This is a genomic window from Paenibacillus sp. Y5S-9 (assembly GCF_036894235.1).
Lineage (GTDB): Bacteria > Bacillota > Bacilli > Paenibacillales > Paenibacillaceae > Paenibacillus.
Genome location: NZ_CP145887.1, coordinates 3,082,131 through 3,098,714 on the forward strand (window position 1 = coordinate 3,082,131; position 16,584 = coordinate 3,098,714).

At 45.8% G+C, this 16,584-nt stretch carries 16 protein-coding genes and 1 other annotated feature; of the genes, 13 read left to right on the forward strand and 3 right to left on the reverse strand.

The features are described from left to right. Nucleotides 1-75: 75 nt before the first annotated feature. From V6669_RS13755 to V6669_RS13775, 5 genes are all read left to right on the forward strand, one after another. Nucleotides 76-930 (forward strand): ATP-binding cassette domain-containing protein, encoded by an 855-nt coding sequence (locus V6669_RS13755; RefSeq protein ID WP_338594387.1) that lies wholly within the window; start codon nucleotides 76-78, stop codon nucleotides 928-930. Then, nucleotides 915-2,678, forward strand: coding sequence for an ATP-binding cassette domain-containing protein (locus V6669_RS13760; protein WP_338594389.1), 1,764 nt, complete (start codon nucleotides 915-917; stop codon nucleotides 2,676-2,678). Before V6669_RS13755 ends, V6669_RS13760 begins: the two co-directional genes overlap by 16 nt. A 146-nt stretch (nucleotides 2,679-2,824) precedes the next feature. Continuing rightward, nucleotides 2,825-3,124, forward strand: a complete 300-nt coding sequence (locus tag V6669_RS13765; protein WP_338594391.1) for a hypothetical protein — start codon at nucleotides 2,825-2,827, stop codon at nucleotides 3,122-3,124. A 165-nt stretch (nucleotides 3,125-3,289) separates the two neighbouring features. Next, nucleotides 3,290-3,865, forward strand: coding sequence for a GNAT family protein (locus tag V6669_RS13770; RefSeq protein ID WP_338594392.1), 576 nt, complete (start codon nucleotides 3,290-3,292; stop codon nucleotides 3,863-3,865). A gap of 44 nt (nucleotides 3,866-3,909) precedes the next feature. Then, nucleotides 3,910-4,491: a GNAT family N-acetyltransferase gene (locus V6669_RS13775; RefSeq protein WP_100528944.1), complete on the forward strand. Its 582-nt coding sequence runs from the start codon at nucleotides 3,910-3,912 to the stop codon at nucleotides 4,489-4,491. Nucleotides 4,492-4,607: 116 nt separating this feature from the next. On the opposite strand, the gene V6669_RS13780 is transcribed toward V6669_RS13775, so the two are convergent. Beyond that, complete coding sequence (locus tag V6669_RS13780; protein ID WP_091031062.1) at nucleotides 4,608-4,967, reverse strand: MerR family transcriptional regulator; 360 nt, start codon at nucleotides 4,965-4,967, stop codon at nucleotides 4,608-4,610. A 102-nt stretch (nucleotides 4,968-5,069) separates the two neighbouring features. Between V6669_RS13780 and V6669_RS13785 the strand changes: the two genes are divergently transcribed. Together V6669_RS13785 and V6669_RS13790 are read left to right on the forward strand one after the other, a co-directional pair. Next, a complete protein-coding gene (locus tag V6669_RS13785) occupies nucleotides 5,070-5,780 on the forward strand; it encodes an SDR family NAD(P)-dependent oxidoreductase (protein WP_338594396.1) in 711 nt (236 codons plus the stop codon). Nucleotides 5,781-6,041: 261 nt separating this feature from the next. Continuing rightward, complete coding sequence (locus tag V6669_RS13790) at nucleotides 6,042-6,512, forward strand: GNAT family N-acetyltransferase (RefSeq protein ID WP_338594397.1); 471 nt, start codon at nucleotides 6,042-6,044, stop codon at nucleotides 6,510-6,512. Between the two features lie 280 nt (nucleotides 6,513-6,792). Here the strand turns inward: V6669_RS13790 and V6669_RS13795 are convergent, their stop codons facing one another. Together V6669_RS13795 and V6669_RS13800 are read right to left on the reverse strand one after the other, a co-directional pair. Further along, on the reverse strand, nucleotides 6,793-8,310 hold the full coding sequence (locus V6669_RS13795) for an ATP-binding protein (protein ID WP_338594400.1): 1,518 nt from the start codon (nucleotides 8,308-8,310) through the stop codon (nucleotides 6,793-6,795). Further along, a complete protein-coding gene (locus V6669_RS13800; protein ID WP_036608910.1) occupies nucleotides 8,310-8,993 on the reverse strand; it encodes a response regulator transcription factor in 684 nt (227 codons plus the stop codon). Before V6669_RS13800 ends, V6669_RS13795 begins: the two co-directional genes overlap by 1 nt. A 206-nt stretch (nucleotides 8,994-9,199) precedes the next feature. Here V6669_RS13800 and V6669_RS13805 point away from each other — a divergent pair, with 206 nt between their 5' ends. The 6 genes from V6669_RS13805 to asd all read left to right on the forward strand — a co-directional run bounded on the left by V6669_RS13805 (nucleotide 9,200) and on the right by asd (nucleotide 16,577). Then, on the forward strand, nucleotides 9,200-11,392 hold the full coding sequence (locus V6669_RS13805; RefSeq protein WP_338594403.1) for a glycosyltransferase family 39 protein: 2,193 nt from the start codon (nucleotides 9,200-9,202) through the stop codon (nucleotides 11,390-11,392). Nucleotides 11,393-11,670: 278 nt separating this feature from the next. Continuing rightward, a complete protein-coding gene (locus tag V6669_RS13810) occupies nucleotides 11,671-12,657 on the forward strand; it encodes a glycosyltransferase family 2 protein (protein WP_036608414.1) in 987 nt (328 codons plus the stop codon). Beyond that, the gene (locus tag V6669_RS13815) at nucleotides 12,650-13,042 is read left to right on the forward strand and encodes a GtrA family protein (RefSeq protein WP_338594406.1); all 393 of its coding nucleotides are present in this window, start codon (nucleotides 12,650-12,652) and stop codon (nucleotides 13,040-13,042) included. Before V6669_RS13810 ends, V6669_RS13815 begins: the two co-directional genes overlap by 8 nt. A 57-nt stretch (nucleotides 13,043-13,099) precedes the next feature. Then, nucleotides 13,100-13,972, forward strand: coding sequence for a UTP--glucose-1-phosphate uridylyltransferase GalU (galU, locus tag V6669_RS13820; protein ID WP_036608409.1), 873 nt, complete (start codon nucleotides 13,100-13,102; stop codon nucleotides 13,970-13,972). Nucleotides 13,973-14,120: 148 nt separating this feature from the next. Further along, nucleotides 14,121-14,966, forward strand: a complete 846-nt coding sequence (locus tag V6669_RS13825; protein WP_338594408.1) for a class I SAM-dependent methyltransferase — start codon at nucleotides 14,121-14,123, stop codon at nucleotides 14,964-14,966. A 78-nt stretch (nucleotides 14,967-15,044) separates the two neighbouring features. After that, nucleotides 15,045-15,321: a binding site (T-box leader), on the forward strand. A gap of 170 nt (nucleotides 15,322-15,491) precedes the next feature. Beyond that, the gene (gene asd / locus V6669_RS13830) at nucleotides 15,492-16,577 is read left to right on the forward strand and encodes an aspartate-semialdehyde dehydrogenase (RefSeq protein ID WP_278295384.1); all 1,086 of its coding nucleotides are present in this window, start codon (nucleotides 15,492-15,494) and stop codon (nucleotides 16,575-16,577) included. The last annotated feature ends 7 nt before the right edge of the window (nucleotides 16,578-16,584 follow it).

Genomic DNA, 16,584 nt, shown 5'->3' on the forward strand with positions numbered 1-16,584 from the left:
TAACCAATTATATAAATGTGGTTAACGATTAGGATCGTACCACATAACAATAGAAAGGGAAAGGACTAATTTACGATGCAAGGCAACCTGCCTATAATTACATTAGAAGATGTTCGAGTGCATTATGCTTCCGAAGGTAGTCAGGTGAGGAAAGCGCTGGATGGGGTTTCGCTTACGCTGCACCAAGGCGAATGGATTAGTATAGTAGGGGCGAATGGTAGTGGAAAAAGCACACTTGCTGGACTACTGATCGGTTTCATTCCACTATCGGGAGGCGTACGGGATATCTCGGATGAACTTACCGTTCGGGGGGTATTACAGCAACCTGATGCACAGGTACTGGGTGATACCATTGAAGAGGAATTTCATTATGCATTGTCACCATTAATGAATACTGTAGAAGAACAATTGGAGCAGAGGCAGGACGCATTACATACCGTAGGACTTCAATATCCCCCGGATATGGCCATCTCACAGTTATCGGGTGGACAGAAACAACTGCTTAACATTGCGGTAGCACTCGCGGCCAAACCGGATATATTGATTCTGGATGAGCCAACAGCCATGCTTGATCCAGGAGCAAGAGACCGCATCGAGGCCATCGTTCAGAAGATTACCCAGCGGGGGACAACGGTGATCTGGATTACGCACCATCTGGAGGAAGCAACCCTGTGTGATCGAATCATTGCTATGGAGAGGGGACGTTGTGTGTACAACGGGGAGCCGGAGTCCTTTTACTATGAAACAGAGCTGAATGAGAAGGCTACTCGGGAAAATGTACAGCTATCTCCCTGTGAACGGTTAGGATTGGACTCCCCTTTTACTGTAAAAACTGCGTTATTGCTCAAGCAAAAAGGTATGATGCCAGAAGCCATGCCACTGCGACCTGAGCAACTGGCCAAGGAGGTCGCACGTTGGAGATTGAGCTAAGCAATATACGTATAGGAGCATCGGAATCGAGTAAACGTGCTCTGCTTGAAGATGTGACAGTGCAATTGAACAGCGGGGAAATCACGTTGTTGCTGGGCTGTACGGGTTCAGGAAAAACGACTCTACTACAGACGTTGGCTGGTCTGAGACCTCCCGATGCAGGAAGTATCACATTGGATGGCACACCTTTCTGGAAAGAAGGAAAAGTGCCGCAGTCGATTTTATTGCAAATGGGACTATTGTTTCAATTTCCGGAACAACAACTGTTTGCGCGAAGTATTCAGCGTGAATTCACATATTCTCTGCGTCCCTATCGACTTTCAGAGAAACAGCAACAAGAGCAGATTACAAAAGCACTGAACCAATGGGACCCGCCAGTTTCCTCGGAGTTGGACCGACGTTTTCATCTGGACAGGTCGCCATTTGCTCTAAGTGGGGGAGAGAAGCGCAGGCTTGGACTTGCTCTCGGAAGTGTGACCAATCCACACTGGCTTCTGCTGGATGAGCCAAGCGCCGGGTTGGAAGCGCAAAGTGTCGGGCTTTTGCTGGATGTATTGGCGCAACATCGTCTGGCAGGTGGTGGGGGCGTGGTAGCAACCCATGATCTGGATACATTCTTGCCTTGTGCGGATCGAGTATTGTTGTTGCAGGAAGGCCGTCTAATCGCCGATCTTACGCCGATAGAACTTCACAAAAGACCTGAACTGCTGGAGCAGACAGGGATCGGACTGCCACCATCGATGAGACTGGCACAGCAGTTAAGAGCAGCGGGTCTTCAGCTGCCTTTAACCGCGATGACGCCAGAAGAGATGGCTGACTGCATTGTTCAGTCTACGTTAATTGAGGTGGGGATTCAGAACGAGTCGATAGAAACATCAGGGACGGTAATGATGGAAGTCAAGAGCGATGCAATGAAGGATGAAAAAGAAGCACTGATGCTGTCGTCCATTAAAACGGAAGATGATCCGAAGCTTCTTCCGAACACATTGACTCATTCAGGCGGATTATATGGCGTTATGGACCCGCGTTTGAAATGGATTTTGTATATTTTGCTGGTCACCGCAGCTATGCTTCAACAGCGATGGCTGGGATTGACGTTAACACTGGTGCCGGTAGTAGCAGCACTTGCCGTGCTCCCGCGTCAGACTTTGGCTGGATGTATGAAGTTAATGAAGCCATTATTATTCTTTTTCATCATATCATCGGCGTTATCTGGGACAACTCTTTCAACAGAGGGAGGAGGTCTGCACTTTGGCTTTTCCCTGATGCAGGCGGAGGGCACTTTGCTGAATGTGTATCGTTTGTTTATCGTCACATTGGCAAGCCTTTGGTTTTCGTTGACGACACCTTATGGGCGAATGGTAGAAGGGCTTAACTGGGTACTCGGTATCGGTAAAAAAATCAGGCTGCCCGTAGCTTCGTTTGCACTTGCTGTATCGTTAATCTTTCGGTTTATCCCGATGATCTGGAGTGAGTGGCAGCGATTCTCACTGATCGTGCGGGCACGTGGAAAGGCAGCTTTAAGACCAAATACCGTTCGAATTCGTGACCTGGGTCCGATGGTGATTCCCTTGTTGATGGCACTGTTCCAACGTGCAGAGGATATGACCATTGCGATGGAAATGCGTAAAGTTAGAGAGCACTCTACGCTCGGAGGACGTTCATCGTTATTGGTATGGTCCAAACGCGATACCTGGATTAGCATGGCTGGCCTCATTGCTTTTGTACTTTTAATATGGATTCGCTAACTGTGATGGCGATAATGATCGTGATGGATCCGGTAATGGATCAAAACCTAAACGCAGTGTTTTCCAAAGGTCATGCATAAATGCGTTTGTCCTCGCTCACAATAAGTGGACGTTGGTCATCTGAAGTGGATCAGGAGGGATAAACGATGAAAGATAAGTTTTTGCGTGAAGATCGGCAAGAATATACCGATGTGTCTACGGTGGAGTCGCAGCGAAACGATATCACACTCGAAGAATTCCCGGAGGGTCCTTACGGTTCATCTCTGTTATCCGAGTCTCTTGGGAAAAGTTCTCCGTGGCGGGTGGACCAGCGGTCTGCACATCGTTTTGATTATGAAAATCATGAGCTTCACGAGGGAGACGTACGGGATTATCCAGGTCAGGATGTTTTTGACGAAACGGTTCCGGATAACGTATCCAAGCCTCAATATACGGAAGAATCGTAATGAGATTTTGATATAAAATAGAGCGTAGCCTCCAACAGGTTTTTCCTGTTCGGGGGTTATTTTCGTTGTGTTTAATGAAAACAAATCTCCTCCAATTCCACAATATGGGTTATTATATTTATAAATCGAAGTAAAAATTTGGTTGAATATGCGGGGGGACTTGGAATGAGAGAGATCGATTATAGTCAGTATTTCTGGCAGGATGATAAGATCAGACTACGTGCTTTGCGTGAAGAAGATTGGGAGGATCATTATTATAACCGCTTTGATACACCTGCCCGTCGGTTATTGGAGTGTGCAGTAGAGTTGCCGCCAACCCATGTTGAAGCGAAGAGTTTCACGGAAAACTTCTCTGATTTTTCTTTAACCAAAGGAAGGATCATGTTTACAATTGTAAATATGGATGGTGAAAATGTCGGAGGTGTGAATCTGAACAGCATTGATGAAAGGAACGGTACCTTTAGCATTGGCATTCAAATTGACAGGGATCATCGAGGAAAAGGATACGGAACCAGAGCCGTTCGAATCTTGCTGAACTATGCCTTCTTCGAGCGCAGGCTCAACAAATTTAATGATTATGTACTCCAAGGAAATGAACCTTCCGTAGCAATGATGAGAAAACTTGGATGTGTTCAGGAAGGTGTGCGTCGCCAGGTGATCTATATGGATGGAAAATACCAAGATCTGATCCTCTTTGGATTGACCAAAGATGAGTTTATGGAAAAAGAGGGGCTTGTTTGAAGTAAAGCTAATAAGCTGAAATTAAGTGTGTAGTAGGAGGAACTATGAACCAACCCATACTAACCGATGAATTAATCATCAATTGCAAGGATATTTATTTACGTGAGTATCGACTCGAGGATTTGAAGAAACTGCAAGAAATTACGTGGCAACCTGAGGTGTATGAATTCCTACCTGGATGGAACGCTACGATTGAAGATAGGACCCTGTGGCTCACCGAATATGAAATCCCTGAGAATCAGCGTTTTAAACAAGCTGTAGTGGCGGGAGGGGATATCGGAGAGTTATGTTTACGTATGGCTATCGTACTCAAAGAAAATGATGAGTTTATCGGATGGTGCTGCTCAGGGATCAAGGACGAACTGCCAGCACCCAATCGGGAGATTATGTACGGTATTTCGAAGCATTTCAGAAATCGTGGTTACACAACGCAGGCGCTCAAAGGAATGACAGATTATTTATTTGAATATACAAACGTGGAAGTATTAAATGCCATCGCTTTGACTACCAATCAAGCATCCAATAAGGTGATACAGAAATGTAATTTTGAACGGTTAAATTTGATCGAGATCGAGAATGAATCCTATAACCATTATCAACTGTGTAAGGGCAAAGGTCATTTTTGATTGAACGTTTATCCTCATTGAAAATAGCTATAATATGAAAATTTCGGATCAGGTTAGACAGTTATTGCTGGCTGCCTGATTTTTTCTGTCATTCAATTTATAGGACAAGGATTGTATTAATAATTTTCTCCGCGATAATAGCGCTCCAGTTTGTTATCCAAATGAACAAGCTGCGCTTTTTTCTCCTCGATATCATTCAGCAACTTTTGCTTTTGATCCTCAATCAGTTTGGTTCTTTCCTTCAGCGTGGAGGTTCCTTCATTGACCTGATCATAATACTTTTTGATGTCTTCCACACTCATCCCGGTTTCACGAAGACATTTGATAAAAACCAGCCAGTTCAGATCCTCCTCCAAATAAAGACGGTTATTCTGCTCATTTCGTGCAGCAGGTTTCAGCAGTCCTTTTCTTTCATAAAAGCGGATCGCTCCAATGGAGATCTCAACTTTTTTCGCTACTTCTCCAATCGTTAACATGATAATTCCCCCTTTTATAAAAATAATTTGACCTACACTAAGTGTAGCATAGTAACTTAAACATTGTTAAATATAAATCAAATTATGGAAAGAAGGATTCGCATGAAAAAAACTGTTTTTGTAACCGGAGCAAATAAAGGAATTGGATATGAAATCGTCAAGCAGTTGGGTGAAGCGGGCTGGAAAGTTATTCTTGGCGCTCGTAGTGTCGAACGGGGGGAAGTAGCTGTTTCCGAGTTAACTTCCAGAGGATTAGACGTAGAATTTGTACAGATCGACATGAACGACTTGAAGAGCATCGAGCAGGCAGCCGAAACAATTCATAAGACTTATCCCGAGATAAACCTTCTGATCAATAACGCGGGTATGCCTGGTGCTTTCTCTCATTCCTTCACGGATACAAAAGAGGAAGATCTGCGGAATGCCTTCGAAGTGAACTTTTTCGGCACCTTCCGTTTGAATCAGCGATTGTTCCCGTTAATCAAAGATAATGAAGGCACAATCATTAATGTATCAACCGACATGGCTTCTCTGGACCATATGCAAAATGCGGAATTTACTTTAAACGCCTTCGACTATAATTCATCCAAAACGGCCAACAGTACAATGACACTTTCGATGGCTTATGAAGTGAAAAACAGCAGGGCACAAGTCTTTGCAGTAACGCCCGGATTTACATCAACAGATCTTAATGGCAATGCCGAAGGCGGTAAATCAAAAGAAGCCGGCGCTGCGATTATCGTGCGCTATGCGACGGATGGCAAACGCCATAACGGAGAATTCCTAGATGAGAATGGCGTGTACCCTTGGTAATCCACCGTTCATACTGGATAATCTTGTCCGACGGATGATAGCGCAATGTTAGATGAAGTTTTTGCTTGGTTCCGTTACTTAGATATCAAGGAATATGAGAATACAACGTCGAATAAAAAAATAAGTTAGTTTTATCTTGTTTATATGCTGTAAATGAAACAAACACCAAACGTAGACGAACATCTTTCTTGTACTAAGTTAACGGAGCATGTACTATAAATCGTATTTCTAACAAGCGTATCAATCGGAGGTATATATTTAATGGAGGTTTCATTATACAAAGCAGATTTAAAAGATGCAGTGACTGTTCATGAAATGAAAATCAAAGCATTTATGCCTTTGTTGGAAAAATATCAGGATTTTGAAACAAGCCCCGCCAATGAAACCGTAGAAAGAATTATTACTCAAATCAATCAATCTTTTACAGATTATTTCATAATTTATCATCTTGAGGTTGCTGTTGGTGGAATTAGAGTCGTGAAAAAAGATAATCAGATCTATAGTATTAGCCCAATTTTTATACTGCCAGAACATCAAGGAAAAGGAATTGCTCAAAGGGTCTTTACAATGGTTGAGCAGATATATGAGGATGCAAAGTTATGGAAATTGGGTACCATCTTACAAGAAAAAGGAAACTGTTATTTGTATGAAAAGATAGGCTACAAAAAAACGGGTGTAACAAAAGCAATTAACGACGAAATGACAATGGTATTTTATGAAAAGCATTTATAAGCATCATATCCTTGAATATGACGTCTCAGATTCGTAAGCCTGAAAGCCCGAAACCAATTGGGTTACTACTCTACACTCTATCAATCGGATACAAAAAGAATCCCCCTTTCATTCCTCAACCGAAATGAGAGGGGGATTCGTCATGCAATAAAAAGCCGGAATTAAAATGAAAGTAAAGCAGCGTTTGGAGAACTTGACTAGAGCTTGTGTAATGATCAAGTAGATCTTACGTAAAGCTGCGTATAGCCAACTTATAGCCTACTTGGAGGCTATGCTCAGCCTAGACATCAGCCTTATACAACGGCATTAATATCATAAATTCAGTTCCCAAGCCTACCTGACTTTGTACGGTAATTTTCCCACCATACGACTCCACAATCGAGCGGGTAATGGCTAGACCGAGACCCGCGCCACCTTGTTTGCGCGAACGAGAACTGCTTGTGCGGTAAAATCGCTCAAAGATATGCGGCAGATGTTCAGGTTCAATGCCTGTACCGTTATCTTTCACTGATAATTCAGCCTTATGGTGCGTGGCATACAACGTTATGGAGATGGCTCCATGCTCAAGATCGGTGTGCTGCACCGCATTATGGAACAGATTCAGCACAACCTGTTTCAGCTTGTAAGGGTCAGCCAGTACATACACTTCAGCCGTCAGGTCAAGGTGAATGGATCTTTGCTGAGCCATCATGGCGAGTTGTGGTTGCATTTCGAGCAGCAGACTGTCTAGCTGAATGACCTCCCGCTCCTGCTTTGGAGCCTGATCCAGCTTGGTTAGTAACAGCAAATCTTCAACCAGCTTGTTAATTCGTGCGGATTCGCCGTGCATGCTGTCCAGCGCTTTATACAATTGATCTTGATTGGTCGCTGCACCCCGCTGTAGAACTTCAATGAAGCCGTGTATGGAGGTAAGCGGGGTACGAAGTTCATGGGAAGCATCAGACAAGAAACGCTGCATCTGCTCTTTCGATTCCCGCTCCGCTTCAAACGAATTCTCCAACCTTTCAAGCATGCCATTAAATGAAACGGCGAGCTGATCCACTTCTTCTTGTCCCTGAACGACGGGAAGGCGTTCTGCGAGGCTGCCTGCGTCGATCTGCTGTACTTTATTCACCATATTGGACAGGGGAACCAGCGTCCGGCGTAATACCTTAGTGTATAGAACAAGACCGGCTACCATGGCCAACAGCGATAACATGAGGAATATCAGAAGCTGTTTAATAATCAAGTCTCTAAGTGGCTTCGTAGCCGTGCCCATCTGGACCATCGGTAAGCCTCGATTGCGTGGACCGGGTGAGGCGAATACAATCAATTGCTCATTGCCTTGGGTATCCGTAACGATCCGGTAGGGAATATGTTTTTGTTCTTTCAACTCATCTGTAATGTTCTGATATTCAGCGGTTGATAGTTGAGGGGCTTTCAGGCCATCTTCTCCAAAAACATCCTCGAACGTACCTTGGTTGTCAAACAGGGCCAGTGAACGGTCCGGAATAAACAGCACCCGATTGCCAGACCCGTTTCCTGCCTGTCCACCAAAAGGATTGTTGGATGAGCCACTACGTGACTGGATTCCGAGCCAAACCGGGGGCATGGACATAAGCTGTTCTTCCATGGTTTTTGCCTGATTCCGGTAGAGAAAGCTTTCCATGATCCAGAATTGCAGAATACCGATTAACAATAGTAACCCAGCAAGCACGAACAGGGAACGTGAGAGCAATTGAGAACGCAGTGAATGAGGCCAGATCCATTGGTGAAGACGTCTTAAACGAAGTTTATTTTTCTTAGGCAGCGAGTTCATCAGAGATCCACCCTGTACCCGACACCCCGAAGCGTGCGAATGAGTTTATGCTCTTTATCCCCGAGTTTGTCGCGCAAGGAGCGAACATATACCTCCACAATATTTTCTTCCCCACCAAAATCATATCCCCACACCCGGCTCAGAATGGTCGCTTTGCTAAGTACAATCCCATGATTAAGCACAATAAATTTTAACAGTTCGTATTCGGTAGGAGATAATTCCAGAACCTGATTCTGATAGGTGATTTCTTTGCGCTGATCATCAATTCGGAAGGGACCGTGGGTGACGGCTCCTATTAATAAAGGAAATTGATTCCGCAGTCTGGCCTGAATCCGGGCGAGCAGCTCGTCGAAGGCAAAGGGTTTGACCATGTAATCGTCAGCACCTAACCAAAGGCCCTTAACCCGATTCTCGACTTCGTCCTTCGCTGTCAGCATAATTACGCCAACCTCGGTACCGGTCTTACGCAGACGCTCGACCACTTCGAATCCATCCATCTCTGGCATCATGACATCCAGAATAGCCATATGGGGCTTGAATTCAAGCGCCAACTCAAGCGCAGCCGCTCCATCTGGTGCGGTGCGCACATCGAAGCCCTCATTGCTTAATCCAAGCTCCAGAAATTGTAAAATATGCGGTTCATCATCTGCCAATAGTATTTTAATTCCGCTGCTAAGCTTCATAAATGCGGGGTTCCTCCTTGCTTGCTTCCATCTATAGCTCTCCCTTAATTGAGAGGGACTGTATGTTGTATTATCGCTTGCCAAACTGAAATTTAGCTGAAAGGATTGTGAATTATCCTCAGACAACATTCAGCGGGCACTCATCCCAGTTTTATTTTGGCATGTCACAATACTAGACATGAAGAACTTTGAAGGAGTGATTAACATTGAATAACACCAAAAGAAGGATGGATCTTGTCCTTCTGCCGATTGTATTACTGGCGGCATTTCTGAATGGGTACGGTATCTGGAACGATCAATATGCCAATTCCTATTATACGACTGCCGTTGGGAGTATGCTCAGCAACTTCCACAACTTTTTCTATGCTTCACTCGACTCGGCAGGCTCGGTCACTGTAGATAAACCACCTGTTGTCTTCTGGATCCAGACGGCCTTTGCCTATGTCTTTGGATTGCACGGATGGAGCGTTATTTTGCCGCAGGTATTAGCGGGAATCGGTTCGGTGCTCCTGATCTATTTCATGGTGAAACCTACATATGGTCTTGCAGCAGCACGAATCTCGGCACTTGCGATGGCAACTGTGCCTGTCGTGGCGGCAGTCAGCCGGACCAACAATATTGACAGCATGCTGGTGTTTACACTATTGCTGGGTTCATGGTTTTTGTTCAAAGGCAGCAAACAAGGCAGTACTTGGCGCATTCTGGTTGCCTTTGGGTTAATAGGCGTAGCTTTTAATATGAAAATGCTTCAAGCCTACATGGTACTCCCGGCTTTTTACTTGTTCTATCTGCTTGCATTTCAGGCGAAATGGAGAAGGAAGATCATCCTGCTGATCGGCAGCACAGCGGTTCTGGCGGTCGTTTCCTTATCCTGGGCGGTCACTGTGGATTCTATACCCGAAGACGAGCGGCCTTATATCGGCAGCAGTGAAACTAACTCGGTCATGGAACTCGCTTTTGGATACAATGGTCTGGCTCGCCTAACGGGTCAGCAGAATACCGCAGGTAACGCAGGTATGCCAAATGGTATGGGACAGGGAAATAATCGTGGCAATCGAGGAGACTTGTCTTCAGGCCCTAATCAGACAGGCAGTGGTGTTCCTGGCGCTGGGCAAGATGTCAATGCACAGGATAGCGATAATATGAATGGTTCGAATGGCTTGAACACCACGGGCGGCATGAATGGGCCGAATGGCAATTTCCCAAACGGGCAGATGCCAAATGATATGGAAATGCCGAACGGAAGAAATTTCGGCGGAGGCATGGGCGGAATGTTTGGAACAGGGGAAAAAGGTCCTCTGCGTCTGTTCCAGACTGAACTATCAGGTCAAGCTAGCTGGCTTCTGCCAGTTGTGCTGCTTGGATGCATTGCTATATTTGCAGGATTAAGACGGAGAAATATAACCAACAAGCACAAGGAGGCCTTGTTCTGGCTGGCATGGCTGCTTCCTGTTGCTGCTTTTTTCAGTGTGGCAGGTTTCTTCCATCAATATTATCTGATTATGCTTGCACCTCCAATAGCGGCGCTGACTGGTGCAGGATTTGTAGCGATGTGGAAGTCATATCGTGATCGCGTTGGATGGCAGGCATGGCTGCTTCCGGTGTCCGTGCTGCTGACGACTCTGTTTGGCTGGTATATCATGCAGGTGTATAACGAGACGATTGGTGCAGGCTGGTCCATTAGTGAATTGATCGCAGGCATTCTGGTTACGGTCATCCTGATCGTTATGCTTCATCGCACACATCAACGGAAACAGGGCTTCATTATCGCGGGATTCATGGTGATGCTGATCGGTCCAATCTACTGGGCATTCACCCCTATTACTTATGGTGGTAACAGCATGATCCCGGCAGCAGGGCCCACCGGTTCCAATGGTATGTTTGGTGGAGCAGGAATGGGCATGCCGATGGGTAACGGTGCAGGAGACACAGAAATGCCTGCAATGGGTGGCCGTGGCGGAATGGGTAACCGTAACGAAGAAGTGGATACAGTCACACTGAATTATCTGAAAGAGCACAATACAGGCGAAACGTATCTCTTTGCCACTACGGACTATAATCAGGCAGCACCTTATATCATCGATGAAAGAGCAGCGGTCATTACACTTGGAGGTTTCTCCGGCTCAGACCCGGTATACACAACAGAAAAACTTGAGCAACTCGTTAAGAGCGGGCAAGTGAAATACTTCATGGTTGGTGGCATGGGTGGCCGCGGAGGGAACTCGGATATTAGCGATTGGATCAAAGAGCACGGAACCGAGATTCCAACGTCAGAATGGAAGACAGGCACGGACAGCGGATCCATGGATAACGGTGACACGGAGAATGAAGCTGGACTTGGATTCGGATTCGGGTTCGGATTCGGCGGACAGACCACCTTGTACGAAGTGAAATTATAGCTATATAAATTGAACTTATCATTTACACGATAACGGAGAGGATAGAAAAAACCTGAAAAAGCGAAGCGTTCGCCTACATGCTTTCTGCAAGAAAGCTACATCGGAAGCATACGCTATCCCCGGATTTTACCTTTATAAAAGGAATCAAAAAAATCTGGAGATAACAGCGATTGGAGGGTTGTTCTGTCATCGAAGTGTGCAGTGTAAATATTCTTTATTTCAATTTGTAAAGAGTGAAAATCTCGGACGAAGTCCATTGGAAAAGGGAGGGGACAAACATGGCTCACGCGTACCGATACAGCATTATTATTCCCATGTACAACGAGGAAGCGGTGATCGAGGAGACTTATCGGCGTCTGAAGAAGGTCATGGGCAGCACGGGAGAGAGCTATGAACTGTTGTTTGTCAATGATGGAAGCGTGGATCGAAGTGCACAGATGATACGTGATTACGCCCGTTGGGACGAGAGTGTGAAGCTGATCGATTTTGCCCGTAACTTCGGACATCAGATTGCGATAACAGCGGGTATGGATTATGCAGTGGGGGATGCGGTGGTTATTATTGATGCGGATCTGCAGGACCCTCCCGAACTGATACTGGATATGATCGCCAAATGGAAAGAGGGTTACGAAGTCGTATATGCCCGTCGCACCAGAAGAAGCGGGGAAACTCGCTTCAAAAAATGGTCGGCAAGTCTGTTCTATCGTGTACTTCGTGCCTCAACGGATACGGATATCCCGGTAGACACCGGAGATTTTCGCCTGATTGACCGCAAAGTATGTGATGAGATGAAACGTCTTCCGGAGAAAAATCGGTTTGTGCGCGGGTTGGTCAGTTGGGTCGGATTTCGTCAGACTGCGATTGAATATGAACGTGATGAACGTCTCGCAGGCGAAACAAAATATCCGCTGAAACGCATGCTGAAGCTAAGCCTGGATGGCATTACTTCATTTTCGCATAAACCGCTCAAGCTCGCAGGTTATGTAGGTGCGATCCTGTCGGTAGGTGGATTCATCTACATGTTAACCGTTATTGGTTCGGCCATATTTACAGACTCAACGATTAAGGGATGGCCATCTATTGTGAGTATCATGCTGATGTTTAACGGATTCATACTGATCATGCTGGGCATTCTGGGCGAGTACGTTGGCCGAATCTATGATGAGACCAAGGCACGTCCGCTATACATTGTGAGAGATGTGGTTCAGGCCGAGGGCCAGCAAGCGCAATCCCGATTGACAGCCCGAGTTGCTCATCATGACTAAGCGTCTAGTTACACTCTTCAAGTTCGGTATTGTGGGTGTTGCGAATACGGCAGTGGATGCGGTGATATTTGCTTTGCTTGCAGTGATCGGTGTACCGGTTCTGATGGCTCAAGTAATCTCGTACAGCTGCGGTGTTGCGAACAGTTATTGGTTGAACGGCAGGTGGACTTTTCGAGATGCGGTACGAGGGGGTGGCGATAGAACAAAACTTATTCGTTTTCTAATCACCAATCTCATTGTTCTCGCGTTATCCGCCCTCATTCTGATGACTTTGCACGATATGCTGGGTTGGAGTCTCGTGATGAGTAAGATCGTGGCGACCTTGATGGGGATGGTTCTGAACTATATGGCCAGCAGATATTGGGTGTTTCGTATCGCTACTTAACTGCCCACAGCGTGCAATATTGGTTATAAGAAGCAAATGAAAGGAGTGTATGATGAAATGCGAATTAAAAAAGCAGTTATTCCGGCAGCAGGTCTCGGAACCCGTTTCCTGCCAGCAACCAAAGCACAGCCCAAAGAGATGTTACCGATTGTAGACAAACCGGCCATCCAATACATTGTTGAAGAAGCAGTACAATCAGGCATTGAGAATATCCTCATTGTGACCGGACGCAACAAAAAATCCATAGAAGACCATTTTGATAAATCGGTTGAACTTGAACACTCTTTGTATGCCAAGGGCAAACAGTCTTTACTGGAAGAAGTGCAGGCGATCAGCGAGATGGCAAATATTCATTTTATTCGTCAAAAAGAACCGCTAGGTCTGGGGCATGCCATTGGGTGTGCACGGCAATTTGTAGGCGATGATGCCTTCGCTGTACTGCTCGGAGATGATATTATGGTGTCTGAACCGCCTGCACTTGCACAGATGGTCCATCTTTATGAAAAGACAGGCAACCAGATCATCGGTGTCCGTCAAGTAGACGCGGCAAATGTGAGCAAATATGGCATCATTGATTCGAATGGTGCAGAGGACCGGGTTCACCGAGTCACCAATCTGGTCGAAAAACCATCCCTTGCAGAAGCACCATCCCGGACAGCCGTAATGGGACGATACATTCTGAAACCTTCCATCTTTCCTATTCTGGATCAGATCGAGAGAGGGGCTGGAGGGGAATATCAGTTAACGGATGCCTTGAAAGAAGTGAGTCAGGTGGAGGAACTGTTGGCCCTTGAACTGCAGGGGCGCCGCTACGATATTGGTGATCAATTCGGATATATTCAGGCGATCTTGGAGATCGGACTAATGCGCAAGGAATTACAGCCCATGCTGACCCCCTATCTTCAGAAGCTTGCAACCCAGTGGGCCTAGAAATTGATATGTAGCAGAGGTTTATATCTGCTGTAGGACGGTGCCTCCTCCGTGCCATGGTTCTGTCTAGACTCCAGCATTGTACATTGCTTCCTGTAACGCTACAATGAGCAAGAAGTTTAAGTTGCTCTTTAAGGGGTGAGGAATCATGAATGAATCTATCATCAGAGACCTTATTAAGTATATGGACGTAGAGGACAACGCCGCCATTCAGTATATTCAGACTGAGCATCGGATGAAACTGGGCCTCTTTTGGGGGATACAGGAAGGCAGCCGAGTTCTGGAAATCGGGTGTGGTCAGGGAGATACAACGGCCGTACTTGCACATCTGGTGGGGGAGCACGGGTACGTTCATGGTGTAGATATTGCACCAGAGGATTATGGTGCACCGCTGACCGTAGGCGAAGCGGCAGCCAAGCTGCGGAGATCTCCGCTGGGTAACCGAATTCGAATGGATTATGATTACGACATTTTAAGTGATCAAGCCCAATTCTCCGAGAATGAGTTTGATGTGATTGTGCTATCCCATTGTTCTTGGTACCTGAAATCGTTTGACGAACTCGCCCAGATTCTTAGCAAGGTTAGGACGTGGGGACATCAGTTATGTTTCGCAGAATGGGATGCGCGAGTTACAGATGTGAGCCAGCTCTCACATTGGTTATCCGTTCTGATTCAGTCTCAGGTTGAATGTTACAAGGAGAACAGCTTCTCCAATGTGCGCACGCTTTTTACACCGGAGGATATCCAAGAGCTTGTGTCTGCGGCAGGCTGGACGATTAAGGAAGAGGCTTCGATCCATTCTCCTGAGTTGCAGGACGGTCGCTGGGAAACCGAAATGACACTGGCAGAAGCGCCTGTGGAACTGCAAATGCTTCCGATCCCGGACAAAGTGAAAACACTTCTTCTTTCCGAACTGAAATTACTTAAGACACATCATGTCTCGGGGCCTGGGAGTCCACTAGGAACGTATGCCATGGTTGCCAAAAAGCAGTAAGGAAATAACATATAAATTCCATGATCTAAAAAAATGTGTTTACTTCATCACAGTAATTTTGATATTATAATCGCAATATCAAATGCGACGAAGAGACGAGTAGATAAAAATCATTCTTTCAAAGAGAGCTCCGGCAGCTGAAAAGGAGTAAAGAACTTTTTATTGAATAAAGACTCAGAGCAGCACATCGGAACTTAGCGTTAAGGGATGGTGTGACAGGAGCTCCTGTTACAGAGCTAGAGTATGAACGGTCTACAGCTAGCAACATGGTTGTAAACCTTTACTTGAAGAGGCGGATATGGTGACATATTGGCGAATCTGGGTGGTACCACGAGAGTTCAATCTCGTCCCTGAGACTATTGTCTTGGGGATGGGATTTTTTGGTTTTTTCAGGGCTGTGACTACACGCTTTGGAATTGCCTGAATAGTGTTAATTAGGAAGTCAAATTTCATAATACGTTTTTAGTGAGTTATGAAATTGATCAAAGAGAAGAATCACTTAAACCGAAAGGAAATGATGATTGAATGTCAGCAAAATTGAAAGTTGGTATCGTCGGAGGAACGGGAATGGTGGGTCAGCGTTTTGTGGACCTGCTCGATCAACATCCATGGTTTGAAGTAACAGCTATTTCTGCAAGCGCCAATTCGGCAGGTAAAACATATGAAGAATCCGTACAAGGCAGATGGAAACTCGCAGTTCCTATTCCGGAAGCTGTGAAGAAAATCGTTGTTCAGGATGCTTCCCAGGTCGAAGCTTTTGCCAGCCAGGTTGATTTTATTTTCTGCGCGGTTGATATGAAAAAGAATGAGATTCAAGCGCTCGAAGAGGCTTATGCTAAAACAGGAACACCTGTCGTGTCCAACAACTCCGCTCACCGCTGGACGGCAGATGTACCAATGGTTATTCCTGAGATTAACCCGGGACATCTCGATGTGATTGAAGCTCAACGCAAACGTCTGGGTACGAAAACCGGATTCATTGCCGTAAAACCAAACTGCTCCATTCAGAGCTATGTGCCAGCACTGCACGCCTTGCGTGAGTTCAACCCGACTCAGGTTGTCGCTTCCACGTATCAAGCAATCTCGGGAGCAGGTAAAAACTTTACGGACTGGCCGGATATGCTCGATAATGTCATTCCATACATCGGTGGCGAAGAAGAGAAGAGTGAGCAGGAACCACTCCGGATCTGGGGTAGTGTTGAGAACAATCAGATCGTCAAAGCTTCTGCTCCATTAATTACAACACAATGTATTCGTGTACCGGTAACGGATGGACATCTGGCTACTGTGTTTGTAAACTTCGAGAAAAAACCAAGCAAAGACGAAATTCTGGAGCGTTGGTTGCAGTTCAAAGGTCGTCCGCAGGAACTGGCTCTGCCAAGTGCACCAAAACAGTTCATTACGTATTTCGAAGAAGAGAACAGACCACAGACAAAACTGGATCGTGACATAGAACGCGGCATGGGTGTCTCCACAGGCCGACTGCGCGAAGACTCACTCTATGACTACAAATTCGTTGGATTGTCCCACAACACGCTCCGAGGAGCGGCAGGTGGTGCGGTTCTGATCGCAGAACTGCTTAAAGCCGAAGGATATATTCAACCGAAATAATTGTAAA